The following is a 23,248-nucleotide window of genomic DNA, read 5'->3' as shown; positions in this document are numbered from 1 at the left end:
TCTTTATATTAAACATGAAGAATATATTTTCGGTATTATTTTTCCTGATTAATAGCATTGTAATAGCTCAAGATTGCAACCATAAACTTACTGGCGTTGTTATAGATTTTCATAACAACAAACCTATTGAAAACGCCACCATAAAAGTTTTAAATGCTAGCAATTATGCTATCACAGATGCTAACGGAAATTTTACCATAAACAACCTTTGCCAAACCAATTTTACTATTGAAGTCGCCCACATAAGTTGCGAAACCCAAACGGTTTCTATTAACTTAAATGAAGACAATTCGGTGAGTGTTTTTTTAGAACATCACTTAGAAGAACTTAACGAGGTAGTTATACAAACCAGTTCGCGAACCGAAGTTACAAGCATTGAGCAATCTTTAAACCAAAAAACGATTGAACAGTTTAGCGATAAATCGTTGGGTGATGCTTTAAAAACGGTTAGTGGTGTGTCGTCCTTAAACACAGGAAACACAATTGTAAAGCCTATGATTCATGGGTTACACAGCAGCCGCCTTTTAATTATAAATAACAACGTACGCCTTTTCGATCAAGAATGGGGCGACGAGCACGCACCCAATATTGACATTAATGCGAGCGACAGAATTGAAGTTATTAAAGGTGCCAACACTTTAATTTATGGTAGCGATGCTATTGGTGGTTTAATTTTAATAAAACCTAAAAAGTACGCCACATTAGATAGTTTATTTGGTAGCTCTATGTTGTCATTCAACTCAAATGGCTTAGGCGGTATTGTAAATTCTGAAATTATAAAAACGTATCAATCTGGCTACTACGCTAAACTTCAAGCGAGTTACAAGCGCTTTGGAGATTTTAAAGCACCAGACTATCACCTAACCAATAGCGGTATTGAAAGTATGAACCTTTCGGCGAGACTGGGCTATAATGGCTTCGAAAAAGGTTTTGATGCTTATTACAGCTATGTTAATAACGAAATAGCCATTTTACAATCGTCGCACATTGGGAATGTTAACGATTTGGTTATGGCTATAAATCGTCAAGAACCACGTGTTATCAATGATTTTTCATACAATATCAACTATCCCAGACAAAACATTTTGCACCATTTAGCAAAAGTTGAAGCTTATAAACGCTTGCAAGGTTTAGGTAAACTCTCGTTACAGTACGATTTTCAAATAAACAGACGTAAAGAATACGATTTAAGACGTGGTGACAGAGCCAATACACCAGTAATTGATTTACGCCTATTCACCACATCATTACAACCTAATTTAGAAATTGATGCGTTTGATGATTTTGAAATAAACACTGGGTTTTTGTTACGCTTTCAACAAAACGATGCCATTTCGGGAACAGGTGTTAATCCTTTAATTCCCGATTACGAAAAATATGATGCTGGAATTTATGCCACAGGAAATTATAAACTGAATTTATTTTCTGAAATAAGCGCTGGTATCCGCTACGATTTTTCTAGAATTGAAGCTAAAAAATGGTACAACACTACCGATTGGGAAGACACATATAACTACGATGAGTTGTTTCCTGAATTTGAATCTGGAATAACCGAAAACTCTGAAACTTTAACCTACCCAAAATTTTCATTTCATAATATTTCAGCAAATTTTGGATATAACAGGCATTTGCATAACGATTTCGAACTGTTTTTTAATTACGGTTTAGCATCGCGTATGCCAAATCCCTCAGAATTATTTAGCGATGGCTTACACCATAGTGCTGCCCGAATAGAAATTGGGCAATTAACTATGAACAAAGAAATCGCCAATAAATTTATGGCGTCTTTAGTTAGAAACAACCACAATTTTGGGTTTAGTGTTAGTCCGTACTTCAACTATATCAAAAACTATATACAACTCATTCCAGATGGCATTACCACAACGGTTCGTGGCGCATTTCCGGTTTGGGAATACAATCAATTAGATGCAAGAATTTTTGGTGTAGATGTAGATGTTAACAAAGCCATCACTAGCACAATAGATTATAAAGGCAGTATAAGCTTATTGCAGGGAGACAACCTATCAGATGATGTTGCGCTTATACACATGCCTTCAACTAACTTTACAAATAGCATATCGTACTACAACAAAAACTTAAATCAATTATCTATTGGTTTAACCCATAAAACTGTATTACAACAAAAACGTTACCCCGATTATAATTTTTACACTTATAACGCTACGGTAGACGATAATGTTTATGTAGATATTAGTTCTCCCCCATCGTCCTATTCATTATTTGGTTTTAATAGTTCTGCTACGTTTAAAGCATTTAAAACTGGGGCTTTAAAAGTTGAATTTAACGTTGAAAATATATTCAACACAGCTTACCGAGAGTACTTAAACAGGCTGCGCTATTTTGCCGATGAATTAGGAAGAAACTTTAACCTAAAAATTAAAATAAATTATTAAAAACATAAAAAGAATCATGAAAGATTTCAATTTAAACCCTATAAAAAACTTAAAATTAATCGCTTTATTTTTCGCTGCAAGTATAGCATTTACAAGCTGTTCAAGCGACGATGACGATCACGACGACCATGAACATGAAGAAGAATTAATAACCACAGTTACCTATACTTTAACAAGCGGTACCGATGTTGTTACGTTCACTTTTCAAGATTTAGATGGTGAAGGCGGTAATGAACCTACGTACAACCAAACAGGTACGTTATTGGCAAATACAACATATGCTGGTGAAATTGAGTTATTAAACGAAACAGAAAGTCCTGCGGAAGATATCACTCACGAAGTTGAAGAAGAAGGCGACGACCATGAGTTTTTCTACACCTCAACAATTTCAGATATCTCAATTACAAAAGACGACACCGATGAAGATGGCAACCCAATTGGTATTGAAACTACGTTTACCACAGGAGCTGCTGGAACTGGTTCATTAATCGTAGTTTTAAAACATGAACCTACAAAACCAAACGATGGTAGTGTAGCAAATGCAGGTGGAAGTACCGACGTTGAAGTTACTTTTCCCTTAACAGTGCAATAAAACCATTTTGTAATACAGCTTAAAAAAGGTTGCTAGATTTTGTCTTGCAACCTTTTTTGTTTTTGGTTTCAGGAGTGCATGGAACCGACAACTAACCTCTATTTTAATCCCTTCGTCACTTCGATTTCTATGACATGAATTTGCGAAGGGCAACGTAGTAAATTAGTATCGAGAAGACCACATAAATTTTCATTTCCTAATTTTCGTATTGGTTTTTAAACTAACTTTACTAAAACAACCTTAACTAACTAATTATGAAACGCATTATACTAAACGTACTTTCCGCACTATTCGGAGTTATGATGATAAACGGTGGACTAAACAAATTCCTTAATTACATGCCAACACCCGAAAACATGTCAAAAGCCTTAGTCAAAGATTTTAAAGCTCTTGTTGAAATTTCGTGGTTACTTCCGTTAATTGGCGTCGCCGAAATCATTGGCGGTTTACTAATTATTATTCCAAAAACCAGAGCTTTAGGTGCGTTAATATTGTTTCCAGTAATGGTTGGCATACTGCTTACAAACACAATAGTTGAACCCAACGGCTTTATTATGACTTTGGTACTTTGGATAATTTTTATCTGGATTTTATTAGACAACAAAAAGAAGTACACACCACTTTTTTAACTCCTTTATCATGAAAAAAATACTTTTTAAAAAAGACATTAATGCTCCAGCAGCAAAAGTTTACACCACCATGCTTGGTTTAGATAATATTGAAACTTACAACCAATGGACTGCTGCTTTTAACCCAACCTCAACTTACGAAGGCACTTGGGAAAAAGGCTCAAAAATGCTATTTGTAGGTACCGACGAAAACGGTAAAAAAGGAGGCATGATCTCTGAAATTGCCGAAAACATACCAAACCAATTTATTTCCATAAGGCATTATGGCATTTTAGATGGTGACAACGAAATTACTGAAGGCCCAAACGTTGAGCAATGGGCTGGTGGACTCGAAAATTATGCATTCAGCGAAAATAACGGTATCACTACCGTAACTATTGAAACCGATACCATTGAAGATTACCAAGATTATTTTAATACCACATGGCCAAAAGCTTTAGATAAATTGAAAGCGATATCTGAAGAATAAAAGCTTATTTTTTTGTGAACATGTACTATTAACAAGCCAACACCTTAGTGTTGGCTTGTTGTTTGACTTTGTAAAAAATTTCAACTAAATTCGTTTAACTGCTAATATAAGTCTCCTGTATTGAACTTTTTTCAGTATTAAAACGACGTTATATCATGAAAGTTGGCAACAATATGAACGAAACGAACAACATAGAAAAAATAAAAATTGAATTGATTAATTCTTGTGTGAATTACGACACAAAATCATTCATTCCTTTTCTAATGTCAAAAAATGTTCTGACTGGAATGCCTAATAAAACAAGATTTTACGTTTTTTTAAAATATATGGTTAATTGTACAAAACAATGTTCAGAAGGACAACTAACATTCAAAATAGAACAAGAAAAAATAACAAATAACCAAAAAAATTACTATTTAAATTTTTACGACAAAATTCATAAATACTCTCGACTATCAATTGAAGTTAAAGAAACAAACGAAAATATATATTTTAATACATTACCATTTTAAATTTAAAACATTTTACAATGAGTTATTTACCATCCGAAGAAGAAATTAATGGTCTAAAATATTGTATGGATACCAAAGTTATGAATGTTTTTAATTCTTGGTTAAAAAATAATCATATAAATCACGAATCTTCACCAGTTTTTGACTTATCACCAACAGAATATCAATTTTATATTATAAGCCAGTTTTTTAACTCTTACGACATTGACTTATTGTCATTAATACCAAATGTAATGAAAGATAAATATAAAACTTTGAGTTCCGAATATCCGTCGGACATCTCAAGGTATATCTCAAATTTTTGGTGTATAACCACATATCAAGCCTCTAAAGCATTAGAAAAAAGGCTATTTCCTAAACCAAAGACTTTTGACGAGTTAAAAGTCGGAGATATTGTAAAAGCTAAGTTTACTGAAGGAGAATTTAATGAAAATGTTTGCAACGTAGAATATGAAATCACTGAAAAACATTATAATTATATGTATGTAAAAATACTCGAGTGTGATGACTCAAGCTTTTTCCAAGTTGGTCAAATTGAAAAATTAAATAAAAAGCAACCTAAAAGAACAACCTTTGGTGGGCCTCCACAAGACGCCTTTTACAACGACCAATTAGATTTAGACCAACAAGATCCTGAATTCTGGGACAGTATATAAAAAATACTGTTGCCAACAACGTATATAATCCATTGCTAGTATTAGCTTACTTACGAAAATCCTCTCGGATTTTCTATCTGGTTTTTATTTGATAAATTACGTGCTAAACCACGCAACGCATCATAAACAAAACCATTAAACGAACCCAAAAATCTTACCTCGAATAATTTGGCGATTCCTTAGTAATCGTTACATCATGCGGATGGCTTTCGTTAATACCACTAGCTGTAATTTTTACAAATTGACCTGTTTCTTTTAAGGTTTCAATGTCTTTTGCACCACAGTAACCCATACCAGCACGTAAACCGCCAATAAATTGGTGGATGCTTTCGTATAAATCGCCTTTGTATGGTACACGTCCCACAATACCTTCTGGAACTAGTTTTTTAATATCGTCTTCAACATCTTGGAAATAGCGGTCTTTACTACCTTCTTTCATCGCTTCTACCGATCCCATACCACGATACGACTTAAACTTACGTCCTTCGTAAATAATAGTTTCTCCTGGAGATTCTTTAGTTCCTGCTAAAAGTGAACCTAACATCACACAATCGGCACCCGCAGCAATAGCTTTTGGTATATCGCCTGTGTAACGAATTCCTCCATCGGCAATTACAGGAACGCCACTACCTTTAATAGCCGCAGCAACCTCTAATACCGCAGAAAACTGAGGAAAACCAACACCTGCAACCACACGCGTAGTACAAATAGAACCTGGACCAATACCAACTTTTACAGCATCGGCACCTGCTTCTACCAAATATTTTGCAGCAGCAGCAGTAGCTATATTTCCAACAATAACTTCTAAGGTTGGGAATTTTTCTTTTATCGCTTTTAAAACACCTACCACACCTTTGGTATGCCCATGCGCCGTATCGATAACCACAGCATCAACACCAGCATCAACTAACGCCGCTGCTCTATCTACTGCATCACCAGTAACACCAATGGCTGCAGCAACACGTAAGCGTCCAAATTCATCTTTATTAGCAATTGGCTTTTGTGTTAATTTGGTAATATCTCTAAAAGTAATTAAACCTGTTAGTTTGTAATTATCGTCTACAATAAGTAGTTTTTCAATTTTATGTTCTTGAAGAATGGCTTCGGCATCGGTTAACGATGTACCAACACCCGCTGTTACTAAGTTTTCACTCGTCATAACTTCGGTAATCGAACGGTTTTCGTCATGCTCGAAACGCAAATCGCGATTGGTAACAATACCTTTTAATATACCGTTATCATCAACAATAGGAATACCGCCAATGCTATGCTCTGCCATGTTTTGTTTGGCATCTTTAACTTGAGCAGTAACCGGTAACGTAACAGGATCGAGAATCATACCACTTTCGGCACGCTTAACACGGCGTACTTTAAGGGCTTGTTGCTCAATCGTCATGTTTTTGTGTAGCACACCAATACCTCCTTCTTGCGCCATAGCAATAGCCATTTTACTTTCGGTAACGGTATCCATCGCAGCCGAGATAATTGGCACGTTGATGGTAATGTTTCTGGTAAATTTTGTTTGGATATTTACTTCGCGAGGTAAAACTTCAGAGAAAGCTGGAACTAGTAAAACGTCGTCGTAGGTTAGTCCTTCTCCTACTATTTTATTTAAGTGTGCGTTCATGATGCAATTACGTTATAATTGCGTGCAAATATACATAATTTTCATCTTGTATTTTTAATTTAAGTCTAAATTTATTGTTAAGTATTGTTAAGCTTACCAATACTGGACTATTTATCCGCGACGACCACGGCCACGACCAGAATCGAAATTCATACGTTGCCCCGCAAAACTGCCAAATTTATAAGTAAAATTCAGCATAAAATATTGCTCTAAAATACGGTTTTCAACATCTTGAATATAAGTATCGGTTACCGTACGACGATAGCCATTGTTTTTACCTAAAACATCGTAACCTACCAGTGTTATAGTGGCTTTGTTATCCCAAAGTTCGGCACCTAAACCTGCATTCCAAAATACAGCATCGCCATCGTAATCGTCGCCTACTCTACTGTTATAACGGTACGACACTTTGTTAGACAAAAACAGTACATTTTTAATAAAAAATATAGAGGCATTAAATTGTAAATTCTGCACAAAATAACTGTTATCGTTTAAGCTATCGGTATCGTAAACACTTTCTACCGTAGAATAACTATAACTCGCGTTAACATCGATAATTTCGTTGTACAAACAATTTACAGAAATTCGAGGACGCAAAGTTGTGGTTTGCGCGGTAAATTTAAGTCCGTTTTGTAACGACAAACTATTGTCGAAACTCGCCATTACACTTCCGTTAAGATTAAAATTTGTTTTTTTATTGTAATACGATTTTGAAACCGAAGCATTACCTCGAAGATAATAATCGCCATTTAAATTAGTATACGTGGTGTAACGATTTAAATCGGCATCGGTTAAGGTAGCATTTAATATTTTATCCTGAGTAAATTCGGCTCTAGCATCGCCCGAAATATTGATATTATGAAATGCGATGTTATTTTGATAGCGGAATCTAAAATTATGATCTACTTGAGGTGCCAAATCAGGATTACCTACACGAATATGTGTAATATTACTAACATCTTCTACGGGTTGTAACTGACTCATTGACGGTAAGTTTACTCCTTGATTATAATCTAAACTAATACGCTTATACCCTTTTTCGTCGCGATATCGAATACGCCCGCTATAGGTTAAATAATTAAAATCGCGCTTAAAATTTCGAGCATCAACAATGGCGTCTTTATAATTTCGGTTGGTTGTGGTGTAAGCACCTTCAACTTCAAATCTAAAATCGCTAAACTCATAACGTAAACGTAACGACGGACGAATGGTTGATGTAATATATTTATTATCGGAACTTAGTATTTCGTTAAAACTATCGTAAGCTTCGGTTTCTTCATTTAAATCATAAATATAATTTTCGGTATTACTACTGCTTACGTTAGCACTATATCGTGGCATAATGCGAAATCCTTTAAAAATTTCTTTCATAAAAAACACATTCATCCCAATACGGCTACTACTGTTATCGCGGTTGGTAATTTGATCTTGTATTACGGTTTCGTTGTTGTTATACAATATATTTTCTGAATATTTTTTACTATCGGAATTGCCTTTACTAAAATCGGTATCCAATCCAATATTTAAAAAATGACCACTTCCAAAAACTGGTGTTACATCGAATTCGTTTTGAAGCGAATAACTTGAAGATGTCGCTTGGTTTAAAGATGAATAATCGCTAACCAATGTACCGTCGCTATAAGAAGAACTACTAACACTTGAAGAACCCGAAGTTGAATTTGAAGCATTAAAGTTTGTTTTGTTTGATATACGAACCCGCCTTTTGGAGTTTTTACTCTTAGGCTTTTTTATAAATTGTAATTCGGCACCGCCTCGATGGCTATCGGAATCACTAAATCCGCTACTTTCAGAATCGGTTAAATAATTAAGGTCAGGTAAAAAATTCTCTCTGAAACTTTTTTGTTCGGTTTCTCTACTTTGCGCACTATAATTGTAATTTGCATTTACGCGATCTTCGTTCCATTTTCCTTTACTGTAATTGGCTCCAATAAAATCAGACTCCAAATATCCAGTACTCGTATCGGTATTAGGCAGGGCATTAAAACCTTTTGATAAATTTATATTGTTGGTTCCTGCAATAATACCCAGTTGTTTGCCATCAACCACCTGAAATGCATTACCGTTTCCTTGATATTTATTATCGGTACCCGCACCAACTTTAACATCGCCAAACATGGCGCGGTTTTTCCCTTTTTTAATTTTAAAGTTGATTTCTTTGGTACCCGAATCGGATTCTTCACCCGTAAATTTTTGGTTATCGGTTTTATAATCTGTGACTTGCACCTTACTAATAGCATTACTAGGAATATTTTTTAAGGCGATCTCGCCGTTTTTCTCTCCAAAAAAGGACATGCCATCAACATTTATAGCCTCGACCTCAATGCCGTTAACGGTTATTAAACCGTCGGCATCAATCTCAACACCTGGCAATTTCTTTAGTAAATCTTCCGCTTTATCGTTTGGTAGTGTTTTAAAACTATCGGCGTTATATTCAATAGTATCTTTTTTAATTACCACAGGCGGGGCTTTGGCAATAATGGAAACAGCTGTTAGGGTTTCGGTTTGGTCTTCAAGCATTACAACACCCATATTTAATTCGTCGCCTTCAGGCACATTAATATCTTTTCTATAAGGTTTGTAGCCCATGTAAGCGATATTAAAAATGGCCTTTTTTTCGTCGTAGGTATTCACTTGCAACGAAAAACGCCCTTCTCTATTTGTGATGCCGTAGGCAATTGGTACACTATCGGTTATGCTTTGCAAATAAACGGTTGCAGCTTCGAGCGTGAGAGAGTCGCTATCTTTTACAATACCTTCGAGTGTGAATTTTTGTGCAAAAAGCATCGAAGACATACTTAACGCGAAAAAAAATAGAATGTTTTTCAACTTGATTTTGGTTAGGTTTAGTTTTTTAGACTAGAACCTAAGTACATGGTTTAACCTCGTCTTGTTAAAATAATCTTAAAAAATTAATGATACACCCTAAAAATCTTTAAAGCTTCATTGTAGGCACTTTCAAAACTCATAGCGTTGAGTGTATTTTGCTGTTTACTTGTAAAATAAGACAATAGTTTTTCGGTAGGCATATTTCCTGTAAGCTCATCTTTTGCCATAGGGCAACCTCCAAAACCTTGCATAGCGCCATCAAACCGTTTACAACCTGCTTGGTAAGCCGCATCTACTTTTTCGAACCATGATGCTGGTGTTGTGTGGAGATGTGCACCAAATTCAATATTAGGATATTTCGGTATTAAATTTGAAAACAGATAGGTTATATCTTCTGGAGTAGATGTACCAACAGTATCACTAAGCGACAAAATATTTACGCCCATATTAGCTAATTTCTCTGTCCATTCGCCAACAATATCCACATTCCACGGATCGCCATAAGGATTTCCAAACCCCATAGAAATGTAAACCACAACCTCTTTGTTATTTTTATTGGCTATTTCTAAAATTTCTTGAAGTGTTTCTACCGATTGCGCAATAGTTTTGTGCGTATTACGCATTTGAAAATTCTCTGAAATTGAAAACGGATACCCCAAATAATCTATGGCTTTATGTTGTGCCGCATCATTTGCCCCACGAACATTGGCGATAATAGCCAATAGTTTACTTGTAGTATTACTTAAATCTAACTGCGATAATACGTCAGCTGTATCTACCATTTGCGGAATGGCTTTTGGCGACACAAAACTTCCAAAATCTATAGTATCGAAACCAACACGTAATAAAGATTGTATGTATTGCACCTTCTTTTCGGTTGGAATAAAGGTTTTTATTCCTTGCATGGCATCACGCGGACATTCAATAATCTTTACTTTTTCTGGCATTAAATTGTTGCTATTATTCGATGATAAATATAACGCAATAAATCAACAAAACACAATACGGTTCTTTTAGAAAACTTTAACATATACTCAAAATCACGAATCATAACGCCTTTACAAATAGACTTTTAATAAAATTTTAATATGATTTTTATTAATTCGGTATTACACTTTATCCTAAAAAACTAACATTTAGCACTTTAAACGAATATTACTTGGTTTTATCGTCTTTTTTTTACAATACACAACCTTGCTCCTACCTTTGTACATATGCAAAGTCCCAAAGCTAAATATTCACGAACCCTAGTATGTTTCTGCACATTACTTTTATTAAGTATATCGGTAACATTTTCGCAATCTATTACAGATTGTGGAACTACAATTTCTCAAGAACGAGCCGATTATTATAAAAGCCTAAAACCAGAGCTTAAAAAAATTGAAATGCAGTTTAAAATGAAAACTACCAAACGTGGTGGTGGTGGTGGTGACAAAACTGTTGAAGTTAATAAGATTCCTATTAAAGCACATATTATTAGATCTTCGAATGGAGAATCAGATTTTCATGCGAACGATTTAAATGATGCCATTGAAAACTTAAACGAAATTTATGAAACGGCTGCGATGAGTTTTTACCTTTATCAAGGCATAAACTATATAAATAGCGACGATTTATACCATTTTAAAAAAGGCAACGAAAAAACCCTATTAACTAGTAATTATACAGAAAAAGCTATTAATATTTATTTTATTGATTTTTTAGAAAATACTTCAGGCGAAAGCATTTGTGGTTTTACCGAAGAACGTTTTAATGTGATTGCAATGAAAACAAGTTGCGCCACTAACACAACATCCTTAGCACACGAAATAGGTCATATATTTTCTTTAGTTCATACTCACGGCTGGAGCGATAATGGCACAACCACTGAATTGGTTGATGGCAGCAACTGCGATACCGATGGCGATGGCATTTGTGATACACCTGCCGATCCTGGTTTAGCTAACAATAATGTTGACGATTATTGCAACTATATTGGAGGTTTAACCGATGCCAATGGAGACACCTATGCTCCTGATACCGAAAACATCATGTCGTATGCACCAAAATCTTGTAGAGCTCAATTCTCAAGTGATCAATTTGCCAGAATGTATGCTTATTATACATTAGTTAAAGAAGATTTTTCTCAGGATAATATAGATTCAAATAACGTTAATGTACTTTCTGAAGTTAGAATTTATCCCAACCCGGTTACTGGAGGTGCTTTAAAATTTAACTTAGCATCTTTTGAAAGTACTGTAAATTATAGAATCTCTAATTTACAAGGGCAAATTTTATTAAAAGGCGAAACCACTAACACCGAAATTAACGTTAATAATTTACCTGAAGGAAGCTATTTAATTTCTCTAAACGATACTACTAATAGCGTGGTAAAAAAATTCATTAAGTAGTTTTTAAAATAGCCTTATTTATCTTTTTTATTAAGCTAGGACCTTCGTAAATAAACCCTGTATAAATTTGAACTAAATCGGCACCAGCCTCAATTTTTTCAAGTGCATCTTTAGCCGAATGAATACCTCCTACGCCTATTATTGGAAATGATTTATTACTTTTTTCTGAAAGATATTTAATTACGCGTGTGCTTTTATCCTTAATTGGTTGCCCGCTTAAACCACCATTACCAATGGCTTCGAGTTGTTCTTCTGATGCTTTTAAGCCACGTCTATCGGTCGAGGTATTACTTGCAATTACTCCATCTAAGTTTGTATCTTTTACTAAATCTACAATTTCATCTAATTGATTATTATTTAAATCTGGTGCTATTTTTAGTAAAATAGCTTTTTGACTATCAAAGGTGTTATTCGCCTTTTGCACCGCAGCAATCAACTCTTCTAAATAATCTTTATCGTTTAATTTAGCATGACTTCCCACATTCGGACAACTTACATTCAACACAAAATAATCCACATAAGGGTGTAATGCGTTAAAACACTCTAAGTAATCTTTGGTATAATCTTCAGGTTTTGTTTGGGTATTTTTACCAATATTCCCTCCAATAACTAACTTTCCTTTATTCTTTTTTAACTGTTGGATCGCAGCTTCTAATCCATCGTTATTAAACCCCATACGGTTAATAATACCTTCATCGTCTTTTAACCTAAATAAGCGTTTTTTAGGATTTCCTGCTTGTCCTTTAGGAGTTACAGTTCCTATTTCAATAAAGCCAAAACCAAAATTAGCAAGCTCGTTATATAACACCGCATTTTTATCGAAACCAGCGGCTAAACCTACGGGGTTTTTAAATTTTAAGCCAAATAATTCACGTTCTAATCGTTTATCTTCAAGAGCGTACATTTTTCTAAAAAGCGCTGGAACACCTGGTATTCTCGACGTATTTTTTATTAAAGAAAAGGTAAAATAATGAATGTTTTCGGGATCGAATTTAAAAAATAACGGACGAAGAAGTTGTTTGTACATCTGTATGGTTTGTGCAAAAATAGTAGTAATTAAAAAATCAAACAATTCCTAATGGCAAAAAATTAATAATCGTATTTTAGTGTTTTAAAATTTCATACCTGAAAACTATCGAGACCCCTCAAATTCTAATTTAAATGACAATGATTTCAAAAGACCATATTATAAAACGCTTTATAAGCTATGTTACCATAGATACTGAAAGCGATCCTGCATCAAATAGCACACCTAGCACCGAAAAACAATGGGATTTAGCTAACAAATTAGTTGACGAACTTAAAAGTATTGGCATGCAAGATGTAACTATTGACGAGAACGCATACATCATGGCCACTTTACCAAGTAATGTTGAACACGATGTACCAACCATTGGTTTTATCTCGCATTTTGATACGTCTCCAGATTTCACAGGAGCTAATGTTAAACCACAGATTATTGAAAAATATGATGGTAAAGACATTGTTTTAAATGAAGCTGAAAACATTGTTTTATCGCCCGATTATTTTGAAGATTTACTGCAATATAAAGGTCAAACTTTAATTACCACCGATGGCACTACCCTATTAGGTGCCGATGATAAAGCGGGTATTTGTGAAATTGTGTCGGCAATGGAATATTTAATTCAGCATCCTGAAATAAAACACGGAACGATAAAGGTTGGTTTTACACCAGATGAAGAAATTGGTCGTGGCGCCCATAAATTTGATGTTGAAAAATTTGGAGCCGATTGGGCTTACACCATGGATGGCAGCCAAATTGGCGAACTAGAATACGAAAATTTTAACGCTGCAGGTGCCGTAGTAACTGTAAAAGGAAAAAGTGTACACCCAGGTTATGCCAAAGACAAACTTGTAAATTCTATGTACATCGCTCAGGAGTTTATAAACTCATTACCGCGTATTGAAACCCCAGAACATACTGAAGATTATCAAGGCTTTTTCCATTTACACAACATAAATGGTAATGTTGAAGAAACCACATTAAAATACATTATTCGCGACCACGACAAAAAGCATTTCGATGCCAGAAAAGAAGTGATGCTAAAGCTTACCGACGAGTTAAATTCGCAATACGGCAAAGAGGTAATTATTACTGAAATTACAGATCAATATTTCAATATGAAAGAAAAAATTGAACCTGTTATGCATATTGTTGATATTGCTGAAGAAGCCATGAAGCAGTTAGATATAGAACCCATAATTAAACCCATTCGCGGTGGTACCGATGGCTCTCAACTTAGTTACATGGGTTTACCATGTCCTAATATTTTTGCTGGCGGACATAATTTTCATGGGCGATTTGAGTATGTCCCCGTAGAAAGTATTATAAAAGCCACCCAAGTGATTTGTAAAATTGCGGAGTTGACTGCGGAAGAAAATTAGTAAGATGACCAACCCAATACTTTGGAAAAAAATAAACGAATTTAATTTAGAAGATGAAAATGCCACATTTAATTTCACCCATAGACTTGCGCGAGACAATAATTGGAAATTAAGTTTTGCTAGAGAAGTTGTATTAGAATACAAAAAATTCATGTATTTATGTGCTATTTCAAAAGCTCAAATTACACCTTCAGATGCTGTTGATCAAGCATGGCATTTACATCTTACGTATACCCATTCGTACTGGAAAAATTTCTGTTTGAAAACAATTGGAAAAGAAATTCATCATAACCCAACCAAAGGTGGAAATAAGGAAAAGGATAAATTTTCAAATTGCTATGATTTAACCTTTAAAACCTATGAAACTGAATTTAGAAAACCACCTCCAAAAAAAATTTGGTTAGATAATAAAAAAAGATTTCAAGAAGTAAATTATAAACGCATAAACTTAGATAGATACTGGTTAATTAAGAAACCTTCACCCAACCTTACAACAAATGTTTTAATCCTTTTTTTAGGATTAATATCCTCGACACTATTAATACAAGCCCAAAATAATTCTTCAATTATTATAATTTTAATAGTCATTATTTTCTTTCTTATAAAACTATTTAATAAAGGCAATAAAAATAATGGTGGTTGCAACACCGGTTGTTCCTATTCGGACGACTCTGGATGTAGTGGCTGCAGTGGTTGTGGAGGTTGCGGCGATTAAAAACTATTGAGCTCATGAAAAAATCATCATCTGTAGACGAATACATAGAGAACCAACCTAAATTCTCTGAAGCGCTTACACTTTTGCGAGACCTTATTTTATCTACCGAGGTAGAAGAAGATTTTAAATGGCGATCGCCAGTTTACACGATAAACGGCAAAAATGTAATTGGCTTAGGCGCGTTTAAAAACCATTTTGGTATTTGGTTTTTTAATGGGGTATTTTTAAAAGATGAAGCCAATGTACTCGTAAATGCTCAAGAAAATAAAACCAAAGCCTTACGCCAAATGCGCTTTGAACAATTTGAAGATATTAACAACGATTTGGTTTTAGCCTATGTAAAAGAAGCGATTGAAAACCAAAAATTAGGCAAAGAAATTAAGCCCGAACGCAAAGGAAAAACCGTTAATATTCCAGCGGAATTAAAAACCGAATTAACAAATAGCAGTGAACTCAATTCCGCTTTTAAAGCTCTAAGTCCTGGAAAACAACGTGAATATTGCGAATATATTGAAACCGCGAAACGAGATGCAACGAAACAATCCCGGTTAGAAAAAATAAAACCTATGATATTAAATAACATAGGTTTACACGATAAATATAAAAATTGCTAGTCGCGTTATAAAGCCACTTTAGTACCAATAGATTTTCCTTCAATAATGTCTATTATGGTATTATTTTTTTTACCGTTTGCAATAAAAGTTGGTATATTTTTCGCTGCAGTTTGCTGTGCAAATCCTAATTTAGATCCCATACCACCGCGACCTTCTCCTTCGGTTTTGCCACTATCTTTTATATATTTCTCTAAATTTTCGTTCGGATTTACCGTTCTAATCACGTCACTATCGTGTTCTTCGGGATGCCCGTTGTAAAGTCCGTCGATATCTGTTAAAATAATCAACTTATCAGCATTAATCAATTCTGCTATTAAACTAGCGAGCTCATCATTATCAGAAAACATTGAAGTAGTTACCGAAACTGCATCATCTTCGTTTGCCACAGGAATAACTCCTTCGGCGAGTAAGCCTTCGTAACAACTTATCATATTTTCGCGATGTACACCAGCTTTAAAATCGTTTTTTGTTGGTAATACTTGGGCACATTTCATACCATAATCGTGAAAAATACCGTAGTACAAACGCATCATTCTAGGCTGCCCAATGGCCGAATATACTTGTCGGCGTTGTGTTCTATCTTCAATTTTAGATTTTCCTAAAACTTCTTTCCCTGCAATTACAGAGCCCGACGATACTAAAACGCAAATAATATCGCGCTCGTAAAGTTCTGCTATTTGCTTAACCAAACCTTCTAAAACAGGTTTAATTATACGGTTATCTTTGTTGGTCATTACATTAGTACCAACTTTTATTACTATTCTTTCTTTGTACATTTTAATGTTCTTTACCAAGTTCTACAGCTCTGTTAAAGGCTGCAAAAGCGGCTTCTTTAATTAATTCGTTTACATTATTATCTTCCATAGAATCTAATGCTGCTCGTGTAGTTCCTCCTTTTGAAGCCACACGTTCCATCCAAGAATTAGGCGATAAGTTAGATTGCTTAAAAAGTTCTACCGCTCCAGAAAATGTCTGGCTCACCAAAACTGTAGACTCATTTTTAGAAAAGCCCATTTGCATTGCAGCTTCCATCATACTTTGCATAAAATAGAAAACATAAGCTGGACCGCTACCACTAATCCCTGTTGAGGCATCAATACGCATTTCATCACTTACCTGTAACGATTTACCTGTGGTGTCTAATAAATTTTCTACGGTTAGCATTTCAATTCTAGAAACTTCGGGAGATATCACGTAAGAGGTTAACCCTTTACCAATTTTTGCTGGTAAATTTGGCATTGCTCTTACTATTTTTTGTAATCCGGTGTGTTCTTTTATGGAGTCGATAGTTACACCTGCCATAATTGAAATGACAATTTGTTGCGCATTTGCCAATGGCTTAATCGCTTTAAACAAAGCTTCGGCATGATACGGTTTTACCGCTATAAATATAATATCGGCTTCAGGCACGCAATCGTTTAAATCGCTGAATGCATCAAAATGCGATATGTTATTTAACGCTTCTAGTTTTTCTTCCGATTTGTCTAAAACCATAATATTCTTGCGCTTAAGAAGTTTAGATTTCGACATACCTTCGGCATAGGTAAGTCCCATATTACCGGCTCCAATTACTAATACTTTCATGTATTTTTATTTGTTGTTAATAGTTTCTACTTATATAAACAACATACAATCTTTGGTATCTTTTACCTCGCCATAATACGTTTCACGGTATTTATGCAAAGTTTTAATAGGCATACCCAAAATGTACCTTTTTATGCTGGTAACTTTTGTGGTAAGCTCTCCCATTTGTATTGTATGTAGTTTTTCGTAACTCGTTTTTCGTTTTACACTTATTATTTTCATGTGTTCTGTTTTTATGTTTATTAGAAATGGATTATCGTGTTAATCGCATTTCAATATTTCGTTTTTCAAATCCTTGTTTTTCAAAAAGTTTTATCGCCGGATTTTTAGCATTAATATGGATGGCTATATCGCCTTTACAATACCTTTTGGCATGCTTTAAAAGACACTCGCCAACACCTTTACCTCGTTCTTCTGCCTTTACTGCTATGTAAACCAGAATATTTTCTGGTATGTACTCATTCATTCCTGTTTTATTAATAACAATAGCTCCAATAATCTCGTTGTTTTTTTCTATTACAAACACATAACCACCTAAACCTGAAATTTCTTTAGTCGCGTATAAAATTGATTTTTTTATAGCACGTCGTGTATCACGAAAATCTCCAGAATAGGTGTACAAAAAATTTGTTAAACGATTAATATTATTAAATGATAGCTTCGAAAAAGCATCAAAGGTTTTAATAGTCATAAAAAACTAATAACCAACAGATAACCTTAAAAAAGATTACGCCAATTTATTTTTAAAATGAATAAAATAAAGCACTTCTAACGGTACACACCATTAGAAAATGCCACAGAAATAGTTAAAAGGATATGCTTATAAAGTAGGAGGAATAAACTTATCAGACTGTGTTCTAAACACCAGAAAGTTAAAATTAAAAATTCTTTTGTTTTGCTTTTCGTGCAATTTTATTCCCATGCTGCAAATTTATGAAATAAGATGGCCAATGTCAAATTAGTCATGTTAAGATAAATACAATTTATTTTAAAATGATAACAAAACGTTAAACCTTGTGTTAAATAACACTAACTGAAAGTCTGATTTTAAACCGTGAAACGTACATGAAACAAACCCAAAACAAAAGCATTTCATGGCATCAAAAAAAACTTTAATAAACACTATTAAAAACCTTCAAAACAAAACTAACTCCATTTTTATTGGATCTGGAAAAACCGAAAGCCCTCACAACAAAATAACCTTACTAGCTACATTTATTTTCTTACTCATAGGCATTTACTTTTTTAGCTATTTTCAAATTGATTTAAAACAATTTAATGCTGATAGTCGCTCTACAAATATTGGCCTCATTTTTATGATTACTGCCGGATTATTATTTGCATACCGTGCTTGCTTTTTCATATTTATTTGTTATAAATATTTTAAATACAAACCCATTGAGCCCTTTAATGACGAAGATTTACCTACCTGCACCGTAATTGTTCCAGCCTATAATGAAGGTAAACTGGTTTACGATACCTTAATAAGTTTATCGAAAAGCGACTATCCAAAACAAAAACTAGAGCTACTTGCCATTGATGATGGCAGTTTAGATGACACTTGGGAATGGATGTTAAAAGCAAAAAAAGAATTAGGCGACCATGTAAATATTTTACAACAACCAAAAAACAAAGGAAAACGACATGCTTTATATAGAGGTTTTAACTTAGGTGTTGGAGAAATTTATGTAACCGTTGATAGCGACTCTATTGTAGAACCCAATACGCTTCGTAATTTAGTGAGTCCGTTTGTTAAAAATAAAGATTGCGGTGCCGTTGCCGGAAATATTAGAGTATTAAACAACAAAACAGAACTACTCCCTAAAATGCTTGATGTTAGCTTTGTAATGAGTTTTGAGTTTGTTCGCTCTGCCGAAAGCAGTTTAAATTCTGTTTTATGTACTCCTGGTGCTTTAGCAGCTTACAGAAGTGATGCTGTTCACAAATGCCTACCTGAATGGATTAACCAAACCTTTATGGGACAACCATCGGACATTGGTGAAGATCGGGCCATGACTAATATGATACTAAAACAAGGCAAACATGTTTTATTTCAACGTAACGCCGTAGCATTTACTAATGTTCCCGATAGATATACTGGATTATATAAAATGTTTATTCGCTGGGCCAGAAGTAATGTTAGAGAAAATATTGCCATGGGGAAATATGTATTTAAGAATTTTAGAAAAGGACGAAAACTAGGAACACGCTTGCTATATATAAATCAATCGGCTAGATTGTTAATGAGTTATCCGTTTTTAATTTTTATGCTATTTTTTGTGCTAGTACATCCGCTACTTTTTTTAGGATCGACCTTAGTAGGTATTATTATTACCTCAACATTTTCGGTGGCGTTTTACGCGCACAGATACAAAATAAAAGAAGCTATTTGGGCGTATACTTACAGCATTATTTACACATTTGCCTTATTTTGGATTACACCTTACGCTATTGCAACTGCAAACCGAAGAGGTTGGCTAACTAGAGGATTAGCCGAAAAGAAGTAAACGTTAAACCTTGTTAAAAACTTGTAATTGAGATTATAAACATTATATTATATGTTATGATTTACGAAGACAAACAAAAATATTCCGGCATTTTAGAAGACTCTATTACTTATTTAGAAAACCATGGCTTTGAAAATATAAAAGCAGACATTGAAGGTTACGAAACACCAAAATCGTATTCAAAGTCGGGAAGCGATATTAGCATTACACCCGATGTTGTGGCCACAAAAGAAGGGCGAAAGTATTATTTTGATATTAGCTTAAAATCGGAAAGACCTAAACTACTAAAGTCGAAATGGCTATTTTTAAATACACTTAGTAATATAAAGTCGTCCAGATTTAGATTAATTACAGCACGCGGACATTACAAATTTACTCAAGATATGCTGGATGCCATAAATTTAAACCACAAGCATTTAATAAAAATTTAAACGTTTTTAACTCGTGCATTAACGATAGAAGCGGCATCCTTTTTTATGACGCTATAAGAGTAATTTGTGAAGCATGAGCAAATTGCGCGCTAGCAAATAAAAAAGATATAGCGGATAGCGTGACGTATTTAAAGCCCAAAAAGCTTTAAATAGGTAATGCCCTAAAATTATTTTTATTTTTTTGTAACATTTTTTAAAGTTTGTGCGTATAACTATTGAATGCCCTAATATTCACAATTAAATTACAGGAGATTTTTTAGATGAGACAACTTAAAATTACGAAGCAGGTAACCAATAGAGAAACCGCTTCGTTAGATAAATATCTACAGGAAATTGGGAAGGTAGACTTAATTACTGCCGATGAAGAAGTAGAATTAGCGCAACGTATTAAAGCCGGCGACCAAGTGGCTTTAGAGAAATTAACTAAGGCTAATTTACGTTTTGTTGTATCGGTTGCTAAGCAATACCAAAACCAAGGCTTAACTTTACCAGATTTAATTAACGAAGGTAACTTAGGCTTAATTAAAGCGGCGCAACGTTTTGATGAAACTCGTGGTTTTAAGTTTATTTCGTACGCTGTTTGGTGGATTCGTCAGTCTATTTTACAAGCTTTAGCAGAACAATCTCGTATTGTGCGTTTACCTTTAAACAAAATTGGTTCTATTAATAAAATTAATAAAACATTTGCGTTTTTAGAGCAAAGCCATGAGCGTCCGCCTTCTGCCGAAGAAATTGCTAAAGAGTTAGACATGACTATTAACGACGTTAAAGAATCGATGAAAAATTCTGGTCGTCACGTAAGTATGGATGCGCCTTTAGTTGAAGGTGAAGACTCGAACCTTTACGATGTATTAAACTCTGGAGAGTCTCCAAACCCAGATAAAGAATTATTACACGAATCGTTACGTACTGAAATTGAGCGTGCCCTTGAAACATTAACGCCTCGTGAAGCAGACGTTATTCGTTTATACTTTGGTTTAGGCAACCAACACCCAATGACACTCGAGGAAATTGGAGAAACATTCGATTTAACACGCGAGCGTGTTAGACAAATTAAAGAAAAAGCTATTCGTAGATTAAAACATACGTCTAGAAGTAAAATATTAAAAACATATTTAGGCTAGTAATTTTTAAACAATTATTACGACTAAATTAAGGTAACAACAGTTACACATAACTGTTCGTTTTTTGATTGATGAAAGAACCCGCGGCTGATTACCGCGGGTTTATTTTTTTTATAAAACCCACATTTGTAATAAAAAATATCTGATGTCTTGTTGCGATTTTAAATTTTAAATGTATTTTAGCGAAGAAAATTACATTTAATCGATTAAAAACACAAAACCCAATTCAATTTTAACCATGAAGAAAAATACTCCTCCTTAAATATTAGAAAATGATATGCTAATTGGAGTGAAAAGTATTTTACCATAAAGTGTACTTTCATTCACTTGTAATTTAGTCTTTAATAGGCAAATTTCCAGCATAATAGAGTTTCGAAATTCTTTAGTTGTTTTAGCAGATTCAAGTTATAATATTGTATATCTATTTACCGAGATTCAAGCTATTAAGTTATAAACTAGAGATTTGTACAACTAGGAAAAAATAATAAATTTTAAAGTTTCCAAAAATCTTGTGGTCAAAAAAGAAATTTTTGCTAAAGAACATAATAATTAAAAATTGATAATAAATATGAACCAAAATCTACCCTTAAAAATTTTAATAGTATTTATACTATTGCTTTCAACCAATGTATCCGCTCAAACTATTTTTGATTGGGATAATTCAACAAATAATGGAGGGAATATTACTCAAACCGTCGATGGAATCACAGCTACAGTGACAGTTAGTGATTCTAATGTGTCTAATGCAAATGCAGGAGGTTTTGATGGTAGTACAGCTTCTATTGTTTATGCAACTTCTGGAGCGGCGACAAGTATGACTGTGTCCTTTGATACTAGTGTTAATATCGCTAGTGTTTATGCTTTTACGGCTAATAATAATGCAGCAGATTGGACATTTACACCAACAGGAGGCTCTAATACAGCAGTTGATGCAGTAATACCAGCATCAGGTGGGGTATCAGTTAATCTTAACTGGACAGGTGTTACGTCGTTTACAATAACCAATACTTCTGGTGGTACCAGTAACCCATATTTTAGTATAGATCCAATTACTTTAGCAGTAACTTGTACAGAACCGGATGTACCAACAGTAGCCCATACACCAACAACGGTATGTAATGGCAGTACAACAACATTAACTATTACAGGAGATTTAAATGATGCTACAGAATGGGTGGTGTATACTGGTAGTTGTGGAGGTTCTGAAGTTGGAAGAACAGCTACAGGATCGTTAGTGGTAACACCAATCGGCCCAAGTACAACGTATTATGTTAGGGGTGAAGATGGTTGTACAACGCCAGGGTCGTGTGGTACAACAACAGTAACAGTAACTAATTTAGATGATGCGAGTTTTAGTTATAATTCGTCATCCTATTGTCAAAATGCTAGCGATCCGTCACCAACCATTACAGGAACAACAGGCGGAACATTTAGCTCTACTGCGGGATTAAGTATTGCTAGCAATGGTACTATTGATGTGTCGGCTTCAACGCCTAACACCTATACCGTAACATACACGACTGCTGGAACTTGTCCTAGCTCATCAAATGTAAGTGTGACCATTAATTCTCCAGATGATGCAAGTTTTTATTATCCTTTCACTTCATATTGTCAAAGCGCTAGTGATCCTTCACCAGTTATTACAGGTTTAACAGGCGGAACATTTAGTTCTACTGCCGGATTGAGTATTGCCAGCAATGGTACCATAGATGTTTCGGCTTCAACGCCTAA

General features: G+C 34.4%; 21 protein-coding genes and 1 pseudogene. 14 read left to right on the top strand and 8 right to left on the bottom strand.

The annotated features are described in order from the left end of the window. Positions 1-14: 14 nt before the first annotated feature. From PK35_RS14645 to PK35_RS14620, 6 genes are all read left to right on the top strand, one after another. Complete coding sequence (locus PK35_RS14645) at positions 15-2,414, top strand: TonB-dependent receptor (protein WP_044627323.1); 2,400 nt, start codon at positions 15-17, stop codon at positions 2,412-2,414. A gap of 16 nt (positions 2,415-2,430) precedes the next feature. Beyond that, positions 2,431-3,006, top strand: coding sequence for a hypothetical protein (locus PK35_RS14640; RefSeq protein WP_044627322.1), 576 nt, complete (start codon positions 2,431-2,433; stop codon positions 3,004-3,006). Between the two features lie 254 nt (positions 3,007-3,260). Further along, positions 3,261-3,635 (top strand): DoxX family membrane protein, encoded by a 375-nt coding sequence (locus PK35_RS14635; protein WP_044627321.1) that lies wholly within the window; start codon positions 3,261-3,263, stop codon positions 3,633-3,635. 10 nt (positions 3,636-3,645) lie between these two features. Next, on the top strand, positions 3,646-4,104 hold the full coding sequence (locus PK35_RS14630) for an SRPBCC family protein (RefSeq protein WP_044627320.1): 459 nt from the start codon (positions 3,646-3,648) through the stop codon (positions 4,102-4,104). A gap of 155 nt (positions 4,105-4,259) precedes the next feature. Then, positions 4,260-4,616: a hypothetical protein gene (locus tag PK35_RS14625; RefSeq protein ID WP_044627319.1), complete on the top strand. Its 357-nt coding sequence runs from the start codon at positions 4,260-4,262 to the stop codon at positions 4,614-4,616. A gap of 17 nt (positions 4,617-4,633) precedes the next feature. After that, a complete protein-coding gene (locus tag PK35_RS14620; RefSeq protein ID WP_044627318.1) occupies positions 4,634-5,272 on the top strand; it encodes a hypothetical protein in 639 nt (212 codons plus the stop codon). Between the two features lie 154 nt (positions 5,273-5,426). Here PK35_RS14620 and guaB read toward each other — a convergent pair whose 3' ends face one another. The 3 genes from guaB to PK35_RS14605 form a co-directional block, all read right to left on the bottom strand. After that, positions 5,427-6,899 carry an IMP dehydrogenase gene (gene guaB, locus PK35_RS14615; RefSeq protein ID WP_044627317.1) on the bottom strand — a complete coding sequence of 491 codons (1,473 nt, stop codon included), beginning with the start codon at positions 6,897-6,899 and terminating at the stop codon, positions 5,427-5,429. A gap of 111 nt (positions 6,900-7,010) precedes the next feature. Next, positions 7,011-9,746: a TonB-dependent receptor gene (locus PK35_RS14610; protein ID WP_131474419.1), complete on the bottom strand. Its 2,736-nt coding sequence runs from the start codon at positions 9,744-9,746 to the stop codon at positions 7,011-7,013. An 83-nt stretch (positions 9,747-9,829) separates the two neighbouring features. Continuing rightward, positions 9,830-10,693 carry a hydroxymethylglutaryl-CoA lyase gene (locus tag PK35_RS14605; protein WP_044627315.1) on the bottom strand — a complete coding sequence of 288 codons (864 nt, stop codon included), beginning with the start codon at positions 10,691-10,693 and terminating at the stop codon, positions 9,830-9,832. Between the two features lie 267 nt (positions 10,694-10,960). Between PK35_RS14605 and PK35_RS14600 the strand changes: the two genes are divergently transcribed. Continuing rightward, positions 10,961-12,136, top strand: a complete 1,176-nt coding sequence (locus tag PK35_RS14600) for a zinc-dependent metalloprotease (protein WP_044627314.1) — start codon at positions 10,961-10,963, stop codon at positions 12,134-12,136. Here PK35_RS14600 and PK35_RS14595 read toward each other — a convergent pair. Further along, entirely contained in the window at positions 12,129-13,163 is a 1,035-nt protein-coding gene (locus tag PK35_RS14595; RefSeq protein ID WP_044627437.1) for a quinone-dependent dihydroorotate dehydrogenase, read from the bottom strand. The two genes, PK35_RS14600 and PK35_RS14595, sit on opposite strands and share 8 nt — an antisense overlap. Before the next feature lie 140 nt (positions 13,164-13,303). Between PK35_RS14595 and pepT the strand changes: the two genes are divergently transcribed. From pepT to PK35_RS14580, 3 genes are read left to right on the top strand one after another with little or no spacing between them, the layout of a single operon-like run. Then, positions 13,304-14,542: a peptidase T gene (gene pepT / locus PK35_RS14590; RefSeq protein WP_044627313.1), complete on the top strand. Its 1,239-nt coding sequence runs from the start codon at positions 13,304-13,306 to the stop codon at positions 14,540-14,542. Between the two features lie 4 nt (positions 14,543-14,546). Next, on the top strand, positions 14,547-15,257 hold the full coding sequence (locus PK35_RS14585; RefSeq protein WP_202903839.1) for a glycine-rich domain-containing protein: 711 nt from the start codon (positions 14,547-14,549) through the stop codon (positions 15,255-15,257). Positions 15,258-15,271: 14 nt separating this feature from the next. Next, on the top strand, positions 15,272-15,871 hold the full coding sequence (locus PK35_RS14580; protein WP_044627312.1) for a YdeI/OmpD-associated family protein: 600 nt from the start codon (positions 15,272-15,274) through the stop codon (positions 15,869-15,871). Between the two features lie 5 nt (positions 15,872-15,876). Here the strand turns inward: PK35_RS14580 and proB are convergent, their stop codons facing one another. The 4 genes from proB to PK35_RS14560 are packed head-to-tail and all read right to left on the bottom strand — an operon-like array spanning position 15,877 to position 18,146. After that, on the bottom strand, positions 15,877-16,647 hold the full coding sequence (proB, locus tag PK35_RS14575) for a glutamate 5-kinase (protein ID WP_044627435.1): 771 nt from the start codon (positions 16,645-16,647) through the stop codon (positions 15,877-15,879). A 1-nt stretch (position 16,648) separates the two neighbouring features. Continuing rightward, a complete protein-coding gene (gene proC, locus PK35_RS14570; protein WP_044627311.1) occupies positions 16,649-17,455 on the bottom strand; it encodes a pyrroline-5-carboxylate reductase in 807 nt (268 codons plus the stop codon). A 30-nt stretch (positions 17,456-17,485) separates the two neighbouring features. After that, the gene (locus PK35_RS14565; RefSeq protein ID WP_044627310.1) at positions 17,486-17,677 is read right to left on the bottom strand and encodes a hypothetical protein; all 192 of its coding nucleotides are present in this window, start codon (positions 17,675-17,677) and stop codon (positions 17,486-17,488) included. 31 nt (positions 17,678-17,708) lie between these two features. Beyond that, positions 17,709-18,146: a GNAT family N-acetyltransferase gene (locus PK35_RS14560; protein ID WP_044627309.1), complete on the bottom strand. Its 438-nt coding sequence runs from the start codon at positions 18,144-18,146 to the stop codon at positions 17,709-17,711. 403 nt (positions 18,147-18,549) lie between these two features. Here PK35_RS14560 and PK35_RS14555 point away from each other — a divergent pair, with 403 nt between their 5' ends. The 4 genes and pseudogenes from PK35_RS14555 to PK35_RS14540 all read left to right on the top strand — a co-directional run. Beyond that, positions 18,550-19,962, top strand: coding sequence for a glycosyltransferase family 2 protein (locus PK35_RS14555; protein ID WP_044627308.1), 1,413 nt, complete (start codon positions 18,550-18,552; stop codon positions 19,960-19,962). Between the two features lie 56 nt (positions 19,963-20,018). Next, positions 20,019-20,393, top strand: coding sequence for a hypothetical protein (locus tag PK35_RS14550; protein ID WP_044627307.1), 375 nt, complete (start codon positions 20,019-20,021; stop codon positions 20,391-20,393). 260 nt (positions 20,394-20,653) lie between these two features. Next, the gene (locus tag PK35_RS14545; protein ID WP_027137161.1) at positions 20,654-21,517 is read left to right on the top strand and encodes a sigma-70 family RNA polymerase sigma factor; all 864 of its coding nucleotides are present in this window, start codon (positions 20,654-20,656) and stop codon (positions 21,515-21,517) included. Positions 21,518-22,085: 568 nt separating this feature from the next. Continuing rightward, positions 22,086-23,248: pseudogene (locus PK35_RS14540) on the top strand (hypothetical protein); the annotation flags it as partial.

Source organism: Neotamlana nanhaiensis, assembly GCF_000943555.1.
GTDB lineage: Bacteria > Bacteroidota > Bacteroidia > Flavobacteriales > Flavobacteriaceae > Neotamlana > Neotamlana nanhaiensis.
This window is presented reverse-complemented; position numbering and strand designations above follow the sequence as displayed.